13 protein-coding genes are annotated in these 14834 nt (G+C 65.3%); 10 read left to right on the top strand and 3 right to left on the bottom strand.

Going from position 1 to position 14834, the window contains the following annotated elements; all coding sequences use genetic code 11:
* Positions 1 to 55: 55 nt before the first annotated feature.
* Positions 56 to 535: an adenylate/guanylate cyclase domain-containing protein gene (locus tag CKO23_RS25385; protein WP_242482123.1), complete on the top strand. Its 480-nt coding sequence runs from the start codon at positions 56 to 58 to the stop codon at positions 533 to 535.
* Entirely contained in the window at positions 469 to 1146 is a 678-nt protein-coding gene (locus CKO23_RS25380; protein WP_242482122.1) for an adenylate/guanylate cyclase domain-containing protein, read from the top strand. The genes CKO23_RS25385 and CKO23_RS25380 overlap by 67 nt, the downstream gene beginning before the upstream one ends.
* A gap of 69 nt (positions 1147 to 1215) precedes the next feature.
* Here the strand turns inward: CKO23_RS25380 and CKO23_RS00165 are convergent, their stop codons facing one another.
* Positions 1216 to 2181 (bottom strand): hydrolase, encoded by a 966-nt coding sequence (locus CKO23_RS00165; RefSeq protein WP_200327722.1) that lies wholly within the window; start codon positions 2179 to 2181, stop codon positions 1216 to 1218.
* Positions 2182 to 2493: 312 nt separating this feature from the next.
* Here CKO23_RS00165 and CKO23_RS00160 point away from each other — a divergent pair, with 312 nt between their 5' ends.
* The 7 genes from CKO23_RS00160 (at position 2494) to CKO23_RS00130 (ending at position 12720) form a co-directional block, all read left to right on the top strand.
* Positions 2494 to 3843, top strand: a complete 1350-nt coding sequence (locus CKO23_RS00160; protein ID WP_200327721.1) for a TolC family outer membrane protein — start codon at positions 2494 to 2496, stop codon at positions 3841 to 3843.
* Between the two features lie 2 nt (positions 3844 to 3845).
* The gene (gene aroC, locus CKO23_RS00155; protein ID WP_200327720.1) at positions 3846 to 4949 is read left to right on the top strand and encodes a chorismate synthase; all 1104 of its coding nucleotides are present in this window, start codon (positions 3846 to 3848) and stop codon (positions 4947 to 4949) included.
* Positions 4950 to 5127: 178 nt separating this feature from the next.
* Entirely contained in the window at positions 5128 to 6270 is a 1143-nt protein-coding gene (locus CKO23_RS00150) for an MFS transporter (RefSeq protein WP_200327719.1), read from the top strand.
* Between the two features lie 164 nt (positions 6271 to 6434).
* Complete coding sequence (gene glgX / locus CKO23_RS00145) at positions 6435 to 8525, top strand: glycogen debranching protein GlgX (RefSeq protein ID WP_200327718.1); 2091 nt, start codon at positions 6435 to 6437, stop codon at positions 8523 to 8525.
* 221 nt (positions 8526 to 8746) lie between these two features.
* The gene (locus CKO23_RS00140; protein ID WP_200327717.1) at positions 8747 to 9994 is read left to right on the top strand and encodes a glycoside hydrolase family 57; all 1248 of its coding nucleotides are present in this window, start codon (positions 8747 to 8749) and stop codon (positions 9992 to 9994) included.
* A gap of 118 nt (positions 9995 to 10112) precedes the next feature.
* Entirely contained in the window at positions 10113 to 11189 is a 1077-nt protein-coding gene (locus CKO23_RS00135; protein WP_200327716.1) for a hypothetical protein, read from the top strand.
* A gap of 61 nt (positions 11190 to 11250) precedes the next feature.
* On the top strand, positions 11251 to 12720 hold the full coding sequence (locus CKO23_RS00130) for a glycogen synthase (protein ID WP_200327715.1): 1470 nt from the start codon (positions 11251 to 11253) through the stop codon (positions 12718 to 12720).
* A gap of 152 nt (positions 12721 to 12872) precedes the next feature.
* On the opposite strand, the gene CKO23_RS00125 is transcribed toward CKO23_RS00130, so the two are convergent.
* Both CKO23_RS00125 and CKO23_RS00120 read right to left on the bottom strand, forming a co-directional pair.
* Positions 12873 to 13298, bottom strand: coding sequence for a PilZ domain-containing protein (locus CKO23_RS00125; RefSeq protein WP_200327714.1), 426 nt, complete (start codon positions 13296 to 13298; stop codon positions 12873 to 12875).
* A gap of 109 nt (positions 13299 to 13407) precedes the next feature.
* Positions 13408 to 13767 carry a hypothetical protein gene (locus CKO23_RS00120; protein WP_200327713.1) on the bottom strand — a complete coding sequence of 120 codons (360 nt, stop codon included), beginning with the start codon at positions 13765 to 13767 and terminating at the stop codon, positions 13408 to 13410.
* 228 nt (positions 13768 to 13995) lie between these two features.
* Here CKO23_RS00120 and folP point away from each other — a divergent pair, with 228 nt between their 5' ends.
* Entirely contained in the window at positions 13996 to 14829 is an 834-nt protein-coding gene (folP, locus tag CKO23_RS00115; RefSeq protein ID WP_200327712.1) for a dihydropteroate synthase, read from the top strand.
* The last annotated feature ends 5 nt before the right edge of the window (positions 14830 to 14834 follow it).

The raw sequence follows: 14834 nt of genomic DNA, 5'->3' as shown, positions 1-14834 counted from the left end.
GCCTAAAACCCATGAAGATTGTCAATTTCTTGCCCGGGGGAGTGACCTCACGGCCATGCAGCACAAAGACAAGCAGTTGCTCCTCGCCGGGGTGACAGGGGCGATCGAGGAGGTGTATGGGAAAGCGGCTCCTAGCCGGCTCGAGGCGGCGCTGAGTGAGCGGCTGACACCACAGTTGGACGCCTTTATGCAGAAATCACATCCGATCGTCGGCACCACGGCGACCATCCTCATCGCGGACCTGCGCGGCTTTTCCGCGCTGATGGAATCCTTGCCGGCGATTCAGATGGCCGACCTCCTGAATCGCTTCTTCTCGCTCATGTCGCAGGTGATCGAGCGCCACGGCGGCGTGATCGACAAGTTCATGGGCGACTCGGTCATGGCACTCTTCGGCGCGCCGGTCCGCCGGTCCGCCGCCCCGACGACCTCCTGCGCGCCCTCAACTGCGCGGTCGAGATGCAGCAGACCATGGCGGACCTCAACCGCCACAGCGAGGCGCGCGGCGAGCCCAGGCTCTATGCGGGCATCGCGCTGAGCTTCGGCGAGGTCATGGCCGGCAGCTTCGGCTCCAGCCTCTACCACGAATACACCGTGATCGGCGACCCGGTGAACCTCGCCGCCCGCATCGAAGCTTACACGCTGCGCGGGCAGGTCCTGCTGAGCGAGCAGACCTTCGAGGCCGCCAAGGAGCACGTCGAGATCGGCGCCGTGAACGAGGTGCTGGTCAAGGGTAAATCCACGCCAGTCAAGCTCTACGAGCTGAAGGCCGTGACACATCCCAGGCTCCTGGCCGTGCCTTCCATCGAGATCCGCAAGTCGCCGCGTATCCTGGTCGATTTCCCCGTCGTCTTCCGGCGCGTCGAGGACAAACGCATCCAGGTCGAGCGCTTTGTCGGCAAGGTCAATGACCTCGGCTATTTCGGCATGAGCGCGGATCTGCCGATGATCCTGCCGACCTATTCCGAGATCCTCATGTCCCTGTCGCCCGAACTGGGCTCGGACAACCCGGTCGAGGTCTATGCCCGGGTGCTGCGAGCCAGGCGCAACAGGGGTGGCTATCGCACCAACCTTCAGTTCACCACCATCGACACGCCCGGCCACAAGAAGGTCAAGCAGTACGTCGACTTCGTCCTCTGGGGCAAGTAGGGCGCTCGCCTCGACGCCATGCGCGTCGAGCAACCGCACCCATCCCCGGCCTTGCAAGGGCCTTCTGGGTCATGGCTGCAGGTCGATGTCACTCAAGAACTCAAGGATTCGCGACTCGAGCCAGTACAAGGGGCGCCAGGGGCGGGCGCCCGAGACGAAGCCGACATGTCCCCCCCGTTCCGCCAGCTCCAGCGTTACGCCCGGTCCAAGCTCGTGCTCCCAGGGAAGCGTGGTCGGGAACATGAAGGGATCGTCGGCGGACTGGATGATGAGGGTCCGGGTCTCGATGTTCGGCAGATACTGACGACAGCTCGCTTGGCTGTAGTAGTCGAAGACGCCCTTGAAGCCGTTCAACGGGGCGGTGATCTGATCGTCGAAGGTGTTGAAGTCACGAATGCGCTCGATGTCCACGTCCAGAGGGAATGGCCGGTCGCGGAACTTGTGTCGCAGCGTCGCTTTCAGCCTGTCCAGCAGGTGGCGGCGGTAGATGCGCGAGACGCCGAGATCCAGGCGCAGCATGGTATCGCGCAAGACGAAAGGGACAGAGACTGCAATCGCGGCAGAGACCAGCGGCCGCTCGGTTTCACCGAGATACTTGAGGAGCAGATTGGCGCCCAGGGAGAACCCGATGGCGGCGATGGGTGCGCCCTGCGGATCCTCATGAAGCCTCGCCAAGACCTCCGCAAGGTCCGCGCTGGCGCCCGAGTGATAAGCCCGGTCGAGGCGATTGGGCTCATCGGAGCAGCCGCGCAGATGCATGAAGACCGGTTGGAAGCCCGCGTCGGCGAGTGCGGCAACCAGGCTTCCCGCGTAGTGGGATTCCAGGTTTCCCTCCAGTCCGTGGATCACCAGGACGCGCGGCCCTGTCGAGGTCGCGATCGCCAGGTCGATGAAATCGCCGTCCATGAGTTCGATCCGCCGCCGACTGTGCTCGGGTCTCGGGCGCGGGCGGGCGAGACTCGGCCACAGGGTCTGCAGGTGGGGGCCGGGTAGCCACCAGGCTGGCTTGAATTGGCTTCGAAGGATGCGGCCCATGATTGGCGTGTGCGTGTCTCGCGGTGGATTGACATTCTGCCCAGGCGCGCCTGGCGGCCAGAGTGTGGCATGGGCCTCTTATCGGGGGAAAGGGCCGAACACAGCCGACCTCGGAGCGACCGAGGACCCGTGCGGACCACGAGGTCTCTCACAGCCCGGTGCCGCAGGATCCGATGCGCCGCGCGGACCTCGACTGGCATGGACCGACCCGCCGCCCTGTCCGCGCGTTGAGACCCAGCCCCCTCGTCCACTATACTGCCGGCTTAATTAAACGCGGCCCCAGCGTCCGCTTGGATTAGGAAGTCATTACAGATGTGGAGAATCCTCCCAGCTCTGATCTCGACGGTTCTGCTCGGTCTCGCTCAGAGCGCAGCGGCAGAGGACCTGCTGCAGATCTACGACAAGGCGGTCGTGAGCGACCCGGCGCTGCGGGAGGCCGAACAGACCCTCTTTGCGACGCGCGAGGTCAAGCCTCAGGCACGCTCGCTCCTCTTGCCGAACCTCAGCGTTCAGGGTGATGTCGATTACCTGGACGTCAACACCAACGGTCGCAGCAGCAGCGGCTCCTATAGCTACCGCGACGACTACGGTACCCAGGGGCTGCAGGCCGTCGTCAATCAGAGCGTCTTCAATCGCGCCAACTGGATGACGCTGCAGAAGTCCGACAACGTCATCGCGCAGGCCGAGGCCCAGTACCGCAATGCGCAGATCGACCTCATGGTCCGCACGACCACGGCCTATTTCGACGTGCTTCGGGCGGCGGATGGCGTGACGGTGCAGGAGGCCCTGCTGCGTGCCAACGAGCGCCAGCTGGAGCAATCCAAGCAGCGGTTCGAGGTGGGGCTGGTCGCCATCACGGACGTCAATGAGAGTCAGGCGGCATACGATACCTCCCGCGCCGATCTCATCAACGGCAAGAACGCCTTGGGCAATGCCTGGGAGGCGCTGCGCACCATCGTCGGCCCCATCAGCGTGCCGCTGGCGCGGCTGGGCGACAAGCTGCCGCTTGCCCCGCCCGAGCCGAACGACATCAGCGCCTGGGCGGATGCGGCCATTCGCAGCAACTACGGCATCGTCGCGGCGAGCGAGGCCGCAACCGCGGCCAAGCGCTCGATCGACATCGAGCGTTCCGGCTATTATCCGACGGTCAACCTGCAGGCGGGCTATGACATCTCCCGCTCGGATGCGGAGATCGGGTCGGATTCGGACAGCGCCTTCGTCGGCCTCTCGGTGACGGTCCCCATCTTTCAGGGCGGCGCGGTGGCGTCGCGGACCCGCGAGGCGGGGTTCAAATTCCGTGCGGCACAGGATCAGCTCGATCAGGTCCGGCGCCAGGTCGATCAGCAGGTCCGGGACGCCTTCCGCGGCATCCTCTCAAGCATCGAGGACGTCAAGGCACGGCAGGCGTCGATCGTGTCCGCCCGCTCCGCCCTGGAGTCGACACAGGCCGGGCTGGAGGTCGGGACGCGTACCCAGGTCGACGTCCTCAACGCCCAGCGCAGCCTCTTTCAGGCCGAGTTCGACTACCTGAGCGCCCGCTACACCTACATCATCAACGGGGTCAAGCTCCATCAGGCCACCAGTACCCTGACGCGCGAGGTGCTGGCCAAGGGGAATGCCTGGCTGAATCCCGGCGACGTCTTGCCGCCTCCGGTCGACTGACCATGTCCGGAAACAGTTTTGGCAGGTCGTTCGTCCTCACCACCTTCGGCGAGAGTCACGGGCCAGCGATCGGCGGGGTCGTCGATGGCTGTCCGCCCGGCCTCGAGCTGACGGCGGCCGATCTACAGCACGATCTCGACCGGCGCAAGCCCGGACAGTCCAGGCATACCACCCAGCGTCGCGAGTCGGACAGCGTCGAGATCCTCTCTGGGGTCTTCGAGGGGCGCACGACCGGGACGCCGATCGGTCTGCTGATCCGCAACGAGGATCAGCGCTCCAAGGACTACTCCGACATCGCGCGCCGCTATCGTCCCGGTCACGCCGACTATAGCTACGATCAGAAATACGGTGGCCGCGACTACCGCGGCGGCGGCCGCTCCTCGGCGCGGGAGACCGCCGTGCGCGTCGCGGCCGGGGCGATCGCCAAGAAGTATCTGGCCGAGCGGTACGGGATTCTGGTGCGCGGGCATCTGTCGCAGCTCGGTCCGATGCGCCCGCAAGGATTCGATTGGGACCAGGTCGAGCAGAACCCCTTCTTCTGGCCCTGCGGACGGACGGTCGGCGACTTGGAGACCTACATGGATGCCCTGCGCAAGGCGGGCGACTCCATCGGCGCGGCCGTTACCGTGGTCGCCTCGGGCGTGCCGACGGGGTTGGGCGAGCCCGTCTTCGATCGACTGGACGCCGACATCGCGCACGCCATGATGAGCATCAACGCCGTCAAGGGGGTCGAGATCGGTGCGGGTTTCGGCTGTGTCGAGCAGAAGGGGACCGAGCACCGCGACGAGATGACGCCGGAGGGTTTTCTCTCCAACCATGCCGGCGGCATCCTCGGCGGCATCTCCTCAGGACAAGACATCCTGGTGCGGATCGCGCTCAAGCCCACGTCCAGCATTCGGCTGCCGGGGCGCGGCATCGACAGCTCGGGCGCGGCGACCGAGGTGGTCACCACGGGACGTCATGACCCTTGCGTCGGTATTCGCGCGACGCCGATCGCCGAGGCCATGCTGGCGCTGGTACTCATGGACCATGTCCTGCGCCAGCGCGGGCAGAATGCGGATGTCTCCGCGCCGACCCCGGCGATCGCGGCATCGGCGACGACCTGAACGCAGGCGGCCGGGCGGTGCCCGGCGCTCCGCCGCTCGCGCGCTAGGGTTCCCTCGACCGAGGATGGATCCGAGGCCGTCCTGAGCAGCGCCCTTGGCCGCCCTTCGACTCTCAACTCTGCGTGGCTCCTGACCATTGACGGGCCGCTCGACGGTGCGGACGAGGCCCGCAGCTCCCATGCCTTACTGGCGACTCTCCAGCTATTACCTCTTCTACTTCGCCTCGCTCGGTGCCTTGGTCCCCTATTGGGGCCTCTACCTGCAGGGCGAGGGGTTCGACGCGCTGGCGATCGGCCAGCTCATGGCGATTCTCTCCGCCACCAAGATCATCGCTCCCATGATCTGGGGGCACATCGTCGACCAAGGGGGTCACCGCATGCGGGTGGTGCGCCTCGGCGCCTTGCTCTCGGTCCTCGGGTTCGCGACCGTCTTTCTGGTCGATGGCTTCTGGGGGCTGGCGCTGGCCATGCTCCTCTTCAGCTTCTTCTGGAATGCCTCGCTGCCGCAGATGGAGGCGGTGACCTTCAATCATCTCGGCGCGCGACCGAGTCGCTACGCCTTGGTGCGCGTCTGGGGCTCGGTCGGCTTCATCCTGGTCGTGCTGGCCTTGGGGCTCAGCCTAGAGCACGGATCGCTGGCAATGGTGCCGCTATGGGTGCTCGTCCTCGTCTTCGCCATCTGGCTGAGCGCGCTGCTGGTTCCCGACAGCGCCCCCGCGCAGACCGAGCACGCCTCGGCCTCGCTCAAAGCGCTGCTGCGTCGGCCGAGCGTCCTCGCCTTCTTCGCCGCCTGCTTTCTCATGCAGCTCAGTCACGGGATCTACTACGCCTTCTACTCGATCCACCTGGAGTCGTCCGGCTACTCGAGTGCCGCGGTCGGCAGGCTCTGGGCGCTGGGCGTGGTCGCGGAGGTACTGGTCTTCCTCGTGATGCATCGGCTGCTGGAGCGTTTCGGTGCGCGCCGGGTCCTGCTCTGGAGCCTGGCGCTGGCGGTAGTGCGCTGGCTGGCGATCGGCGCCTTCATCGATGTGCTCGCCATCCAGTTGATCGCCCAGAGCCTGCACGCCGCCAGCTTCGGGACCTTTCATGCATCGGCCATTCATTTGGTGCATCACGTCTTTCCCGGGCGTACCCAGGGGCGCGGCCAGGCCCTCTACAACAGCCTGAGCTTCGGCGCCGGCGGCGCCGCCGGGAGTCTCATCGGCGGCATGCTCTGGGCCAGCCAGGGTGCGCTCATCACCTTCGGTATTGGCGCAGCGGCGGCGTTCGTCGGTTTGCTCGTCGCCTGGCGCTGGATGGGCGATGAGATGCGCCAGGTCTGACCCCGCAGCCCGGCCGCCGCGAGACGTCAGCGCAGGACGGTCATCTGTCGCATGCTATGATCGCGCCACGCGCGGGCTAAGGCCCCGTGATCGTGCCTGTCCGCCGAGCGTTTCGTCCAGGCAGAGCCCACCTCGATGAACCAACCCGCTGAGGCGCTGCCGCTATGTCCTCCCCGCACGGACCCTACCGAACGCTTCCCGGCCGCCGCTATCCGCCAGGTGCGACGGTCGAGGATGATGGTGTCAACTTCTCCGTGTTCAGCCGGCACGCGACGGGCGCGCAGCTGCTGTTCTATGACGGCGCCACGGCCGAGACGCCCTTTCAGGTCGTTCGACTCGACCCCCAGCACAACCGGACCTTCTTCTCCTGGCACGTTCTGGTCGTGGATCTCCCTCCGGGCACCCATTACACCTGGAAGATGGAAGGCCCGCATGATCCACACGGACAGGGCTGGCGCTTCGACCCGGACGTCGAGCTGGTCGATCCATGGGCTAGGGCGGTCAACGTCAGCAGCTGGAATCGCTGGCGACGCCAGGTCGACGGGGTCAGTCCCCACGATTCCCCAAGGGCGATCGTCCTGGCGGAGGAATACAATTGGGAGGGCGACACCCCACTGCGGTTGCCCACTGAGCAGACCGTCGTCTATGAGCTCCATGTCGGCGGCTTTACACGCCATCCCAGCTCCGGGGTCCGGCATCCCGGAACCTTTCTGGGTCTGATCGAGAAGATTCCCTATCTCAAGGATCTGGGAATTACCCATGTCGAGCTGATGCCCGTCATGGCGTTCGATGAGCAAGATGTCCCGCCGCAGGTATGGGATGCGGGTCTGGCCAATTACTGGGGCTACAGCAGCTTCGGCTTCTTCTCGCCACATCCGGGCTTCTGCGTGACACCGCGGGAGGGCACGCACCGGCGCGAGTTCCGCGACATGGTCAAGGCCCTGCACCGCGCGGGTATCGGTGTCATCATGGACGTCGTCTTCAACCACACCAGCGAGGGTGGGGCGGGCGGACCGATGATGACCTTCAAGGGCTTCGGCAACGAGACCTTCTATTGTCTGGACGGTCTCGACAAGGGCATCTATCTGGATTTCACCGGCTGTGGCAACACGGTGAACGCCAATCATCCGATGGTGACGCACTTTATCGTCGATGCGCTGGAATACTGGGTGCGGGAGATGCATGTCGACGGTTTCCGCTTCGACCTCGCCAGCGCCATGGCGCGCGACGCCGACGGTCGACCCATGGCCAATCCGCCCGTCCTCTGGGAGATCGAGCTGTCCGATACCCTGGCGGCATCGAAAATCATCGCCGAGGCGTGGGACGCCGCTGGCCTCTACCAGGTCGGAACCTTCCCGGGCTATCGCTGGATGGAGTGGAACGGGCGCTACCGCGACAGCATTCGCCGCTTCGTGCGCGGCGACGAGGGTCTGGTGCCCGAGATCGCGACCCGACTCACGGGCAGCAGCGACCTCTATCAGGCCAATCTGCGCAAACCCATCAATAGCGTCAACTTCGTGACCTGTCACGACGGTTTCACCCTCTGGGATCTCGTCTCCTACAACCGCAAGCACAATCTCGCAAACCGCGAAGGCAATCGCGACGGGACCAACGACAACCTGAGCTGGAATTGCGGTGTCGAGGGCGTCACCAAGGACGCGGCCATCTTGGCGCTGCGCCGCCGCCAGGCCAAGAACCTGCTGACCCTGCTGTTCTTGAGTCAGGGTATCCCCATGCTGCTCGCGGGCGACGAGGTGCTCCGCAGCCAGGACGGCAATAACAACGCCTGGTGTCAGGACAACGCACTGAACTGGCTCGACTGGTCGCTCATGGAGCGTGAGGCCGAGATGCTGCGGTTCGTCCGCGGTTTGATCGCGCTGCGTAAGCGCCACCCGAGTCTTCAGCGGCGGCATTTCTTCTCCGGCAAGCCGATGCAGGGCTCCGAGCTGCCCGACATCACCTGGCATGGGGAAAAGCTCGATGCGCCGGACTGGGACGACCCCGCGCTGCGTTGGCTGGCCTTCACGCTGGCGCCGACCCGTCAGGACGAGGATCTGCTCCATGTGCTGATCAACATGGGCGAGCAGGCGCGCGCCTTCGAGCTGCCGGCATTGGCGTCCGCGCACTGGTCTCTCGCCCTGGACACCGCGCGCGCCTCGACGAACGACGTCACTGCTCCGTCCGACCAGCGTCGCGTGGAATCCGGTCCGCAGCTCGTGCGATCGCGCAGCATTCAGGTTCTGGAGGGACGTTGAGCGGGTCGCCGGACCCTGGCGGGTCGCGCGCGCTGCGGAGGCGACTCCGGTGCTCGCGGACCAGGGGCCGGTCTTTGACCGCAATCCCCGCATTGTTTAATGTTGAGCAGGCGAGCGCGTCGCCTGCTGGGTCGTGGCGCGCCTTGCAGCTGGCTTCCAGCCGGAGCCAGTCGATTGCATCGACGGGTCAAGTTGCGCTGACTGGGTCGTTGTGAGGATTCATGGCAGAGACCAACATCTTTCACGTCCTCGGGTTGCACATGCACCAGCCCCCCGGGAATCTGCGCCTGCTGATCGATGCCAACCCCTGGGAAGCGGAAGAGATCATCCGCTGCTACGAGCGAACGGTCCGCTATGCCGAACGGTATCGGGATGTGGCTCGCCTCCATGTCGGCTTTTCCGGTATCTTGCTGGAGCAGTTTCTAGACCCCGAGGTGATCGACCGCTACCGCCATCTCGTCGACATCCCGCTGATGTTGGAGCGGTATCGCGAGTCCAGCAACATCGAGCTGGTGGGGATGGGCTACTACCATCCAATCTTCCCGCTCATCCCGCGCGACGATTGGCGCGAGCAGCTCGAGCGCGGACGCGCCATCATGGACCGCGTGTTCGGGCGCGTGCCGCGCGGGTTCTGGCCGCCGGAGATGGCCTTTACCATGGAGATGATCCCGGCGCTGATCCAGACGGGTTACGAGTATGTGGTCGTCGACGGGGTGCACGTGCGCCCGGAGGACGGCATCAACGATATCCTGAGGCCCTATGTCGCCTGCCATCAGGGCTTTTGCATTACCGTCGTGCCTCAGGACCGGGATCTCTCCAGCGCGCAGGAGAGTGGATTGGACCCGCTCTGGCTCGAAAAGGAGCTGCGCCTGCGGGTCGCCATGTCGCCGCGACCGACCGAGAGCCGACTCTTCACCAGTTGGTCGGATGCGGAGAACGGCGGTTGGTTCCGGCAGACCCACGAGGCGTCCGGGTTCTACGGCCACTTCCTGGCGCCCTACATGGACCGCTGCCGCGGCGGCCACTGCCCGGTGACGCCCGTGCTGTTGAGCGACTATCTGGAGCCTGCCAGGCATGCGGCGCGCGCCAGGGTGCAGACCGGTGCCTGGAACGTGGGATGCCTCAGCGGCGACGATCTGTCACGCTGGGCAGGGAGTCCCTCTCAGCGGGCCGCCGTGGCCGAGGTGTCCCGGCTGAGTCAGAGATACTGGGCGCTGTGCCGCGATTGCCAGAGTGTCTACCAGGTCGCCGGCGACGCCATGGTGCGTGCGCGCCGACTCATCCTCGAGGCGGAGACCAGCTGTTTCCTCTTTTGGGGCGATGCCTGGATTCCGCACCTCTACGCGCGCACAGGTCCGGCGGACGAGGCGCTGAGCCAGGTCGAGGAGGCATTGCGTCTGGCCGGTCACTCACCGGCCGCGGAGCACCCGCCAGCCGCGCTTGGTGAGCCCCTGGGCTCGGGCGGCTAGGGTGCTGGAGAGAGCCGGATCGGTCCGCGATCCGGGCCTTACGACGAGACTGAGACGAGGTTGGCCTTGAGGCGTCGTTCAAGCGGGAGAGTGCATCATCGATAACGACGCCGACGCCTTGTCAGAGTGCCCGGACACACCGGCCGATGACGCCTCTCAAGGCACCCAGGATCTCATTGCTGTAGACGCCTCGACCGGCCCCGCGGCCAGTGTGCCCCCCGATCTTGCGCCCCCAACGCAGCCGCTGCGTCCAAAGTTTCCGCTCGCCTTCGAGACGACCCGCCTCGTCCTCTATCCAGGATCGACAGAGGATCTGCGGGTTCGTTGGAATCTCCACGCCGACGATTTCATGAGCTATGGGGCCGGTTTTCCCGCAACGGACGGCCACCCCGAGGCCGTGCTTCGGCTGCGCAGGCTGCGCGACCAGGGCGGATCTGACACGTCGCACGAGATCCGGCTGCAGCGCGCAGGTCTCGGCGGGGGCGGTGATGCGGCCTTCAGGGTCGGCCAGGACTATGCCCAGTTCGAGGCGGAGCTCGGACTCACGAACGGGGAGGGCGGTTGGCTCTTACTGGCGCGCTCCAACCGCTTGCAGCATGCGACAGGGATCGGGCTCGACGGGCTGGACTGGGCGGTCGTGCGCGCCGCCGGGCTGTCCGCGGAGGGACTGCTCCCCGTCTCGGCAACCAGCGATGGGGCGCGACCGACAGGCGGGCAGATGTCGCCGCAGTGGCAGGCGTCTGGCCAGGCCTGGCCGTCGTGGGCCGCTTCCGCGCCGGGTTCGGCTGACTCCCTCAGCCCAGTAGCCGAGGCGCATCCCTGGGGAGAGACGCATGCGCCAGGCCGGGATCACAGCGATACCCGAGGCCAAGCTGCGGTCCGAGCAGGGGACGCGCCATGCGCACTGCCCATTGAAACGGCCGCGCAAGAGAATGCGACACCGGCCGCATTCCCCATCCCCACTCTGGTCTATGGTAGGCCCACAGCGACTGGCGCTGATCTGGTGGTTGAGGCCGAACTCCATCTTCGCGGCTGGGCGACTCCGAACAGCGAGGTCGATCTCTTCGGTCATCGCTATCGCGTTGGTCCCGGCGGGCGTTTCGAGTTCGTCCTCAAGGTGGACGATCCCGCGTTGCTGAGGAGGGCGCTGGCACAGCATCCGCCACCTGAGCTGGGCACTCAACGCGAAGACTAATTCATTGCACGGCGAGATCCCGCCGCTGCGCCGTGTCGAAGTAGAGTGAGGGGGCAGGCCGATGCATATCGCCATGGTGAGCGCCGAGTGTGCGCCCATCGCCAAGGCTGGAGGGTTGGGAGATGTCATTCAGGGTTTGTCGCACGAACTCCTCGACCGGGGAGAGACCGTCGAGATCCTGCTGCCCTACTATGACATCCTGAAGCAGTCATTCATCGGCGGCCTGACCGAGGCCGAAGCCCCTCTCAGCGTTCCCTTTTACGATCGACGTCTCGAATGCCACCTGCTTCACGCCGAGCTGAATGGGGTGCGCTGTGTGTTCTTCGATCCTCGCGGCGAGCACGGCTACTTCCGGCGCGGGCAGATCTACGGCGAGGCCGACGATGCCGAGCGGTTCGCGTTCTTCTCGAGTGCCGTCCTCGAATTCGTGCTGCGCTCCGAGCGCCGGCCGGACATCCTGCACTGCCACGACTGGCAAACCGGCCTGGTGCCGGTGCTGCTGCTCGAGCGCTACCGGGCACTCGGCCTCGACGGCATTCGCACCTGCTACACCCTGCATAATGTCGGCTATCAAGGGCGGGTGGACGTCTCCATTCTGCGTCAGGTCGGCTTGGATCCGGTGAGCCTCATGATTCCGGATCGGCTGCAGGATCCTGGAGACGCGCGCGTCGCCAACCTCATGAAAGGCGGTATCGTCGCCGCCGATTTCGTCAATACCGTCTCGCCGCGCTATGCCTGGGAGATCCAGAACACGGATCAGGGCATGGGGCTGCAGTCCGTCTTCCAGGCCCATCGACACAAATTCGGCGGCATCCTGAACGGGATCGACGCGAGCGTCTGGAGCCCCGAGACCGATGACGCGATTCCAGTACAGTTCGGACCGGCGTCGCTTCCGCTGAAGGCGGTGAACCGCCGTGAGCTGAGAAGCCGCATGGGGCTGGCAGAGACGGAGAAGCCCATCTTCGCCGTGGTCAGTCGGCTTGATCGTCAGAAGGGCGTGGCCCTCATTCAGCATGGGATCCGCTATGCCTTGGCCGAGGGCTGCCAACTGGTGCTGCTCGGCTCCTCGCTCGACCCTGAGATCTCGGCCCAGTTCGAGGCATTGAAGGCCGAGCTGGATCCGAGCCCCGATTGCCAGCTGGAGCTGACCTACGATGAGGGGCTGGCGCACCTCATCTATGCCGGCGCCGACATGATTCTGATCCCGAGCCTCTACGAGCCCTGCGGGTTGACCCAGCTGATCGCGATGAAGTACGCGACCGTACCCATCGTGCGGCGTGTCGGCGGGCTCGCCGATACCGTGTTCGACGCGCACTATTCGGACAAATCCTTCGATGTGCGCAACGGTTATGTCTTTGACGACCCGACCGAGGCCGGTTTGGAGAGCGCCATGAGCCGCGCCATTGCCCTATGGCGGCGCTTCCCAGGGTACTTCCGCCAGCTCCGCGTCAACGGCATGCGGGGCAACTATTCCTGGCGACAGCCGGCGGAACGCTATCTCGAGGTCTACCGCCACCTCTGTAAGGGCTGATCCGAGCGCGCGAAATGGCGATCGAATCAGCGTCCGCACCACTCACCACTCACCACTCAGCGCGCCGTGCGCGAACGCCGGTGAAGTCGGCCTCGCCAGGGTTGTCCCCAATCCCTGTGATCAGCGCTGTGGATAAGCTGTGCGCTTGCGGCCTAAGCGGTTGTCTGGTCGAGGGTGTGCGGGAGGTGGTCACGATCTGCCCAGTCGCACGGGTACTGCTCATGCAGCAGAAGGTTGCGGATACTGGCAAGGGCATGGTCGCCGACATCGGAAAACTCGATGCCTAGACACCACTGGTCATCCCCTGGCGAGGGCGAGATCCAGGCGACGGAACCCACGGCCTGAATCCCCTTGGGAAGCTCCGGGGACTCCATTTCGACCAGGAGCCGCGACTGCAGTGCGAATAGCCGGTCTGTGCAGACCCGCAGGCCGCCTTCGCTGATGTCTTGCCCCGTTACATCATGCATACCGAGCATGGGTGTCCTTGGCTGAAGACTCAGTGGGAGGAGCCGTGCGTGACATGTCCAAGAGATCCGTTCGTTACAGCGCCTCTCGTCTGCTTGCGTCTCAGGCAACATTGATCGATTCCCTCGCGAATGGGTGACAAGATACCGATCCAGCTGCGTGAGTATAGAGCGTTCCGATGGTTGCCTGGCAACCCCCTGGTTTCCCTGGGCACTGCCTGAGTTAGTCTGGATCCATCATGCAGTCCGGCGTGAGGCGCAATCTGAGCGTCTGGCGCGGCTGCACGTTGACGACACCGCCGCAGTCATTCAAGCCGATGGAATAATTGAGGAAGTAGTGCCCTGGGGTGAGCCGCATGCTGTAACTCTGGTTCATGCCGAGCCGGTAGAGGTCCGTTTGGTCGAGCGAGACATGCATGGTCCCGAAGATGCCAATGAGCGAGCCATCGCGATAGATGGTCAGGGTGCCCGCCTCATCAGGGCGTTGCGGGGGCGGCAAGGTGCCGACCTGACCGCCAGAGAATGCACATCCGGTCAGTGCGGCGGCGAACAGCAGCGTGGGGACAGGGTTTCGCGTGTTCATGAAGCATCTCTCGACTGTTAGCTGAATTCGTCGGCCGTTTTCCGCCCAGACTGGCGGCGCGCGACCAGATGGCGCGTGGGCGCGGCATTCTACCGGGGTGCCGATGAATGCGCTCATACCGTCATCACGGCTGGCGTTGCTCCGATATCCTGGCACAATCATGTCCGATTCCGTCACGTCCGATTCCGCTATCCGGCGTCATGGCGCCGGCTCATCGACAGGTCCTTCATGAAGATTCAACCCTCTGCTGGCGGCGAACGCCCGAAGATCATGGGCATTCTGAACCTCACGCCCGACAGCTTCTCGGACGGTGGGCGTTACCTGGATGCGGACGCGGCCCTGCGCCACGCACTGGCGATGCTCGCGCAGGGTGCCGACATCCTCGACATCGGTGGCGAGTCCACGCGCCCTGGATCGCGGTCCGTGCCCGCCGAAGAGCAGGAGCGGCGTGTGCTTGGCGTCATCGGGCGCTTGCGGGAGCGGATTGCGCCGACCACGCCGCTGAGCATCGACACCACCTCCGCGCAGGTTGCGCGGTCCGCGCTCGAGGCCGGCGCGAGTTGGATCAATGATACATCGGCCGGCTGCGACGACCCTCGGATGCTGCCGCTCGCGGCCGATCGGGACGTGCCCATCGTGCTGATGCACCGCCAAGGCCGACCCGAGACGATGCAGCTGGAGCCCAGCTACCAGGACGTCGTCGGCCAGGTCCGCGACCACTTGGCCGCGCGCGCCGATGCGGCGATGGCGGCGGGAGTGCCGGAGCACAACATCCTGCTCGATCCGGGGATCGGGTTCGGCAAACAGGCCGACCACAACCTGGCCTTGCTGGCAGGGCTCGGGACACTGGTCGCGTTGGGATTTTCCGTTCTGCTCGGGACCAGCCGCAAACGCTTCATGGGCGCCATCTGCGGCGGAGCCGACGCGGAACAGCTCATGCCAGCGACCTGTGCCACCACAGCCATCGGGGTCATGAGCGGGGTCCAGGTCTTTCGCGTGCATGACGTGGCGGGCAATCGCCAGGCGGCCGACATCGCCTGGGCCGTCCGCGGCGCCGCTTGAGTACC

This window comes from Thiocystis violacea, from assembly GCF_016583565.1.
Lineage (GTDB): Bacteria > Pseudomonadota > Gammaproteobacteria > Chromatiales > Chromatiaceae > Thiorhodococcus > Thiorhodococcus violaceus_A.
The sequence above is the reverse complement of the archived record's forward strand: the minus strand, read 5'-3'. Positions and strand labels throughout refer to the sequence as shown.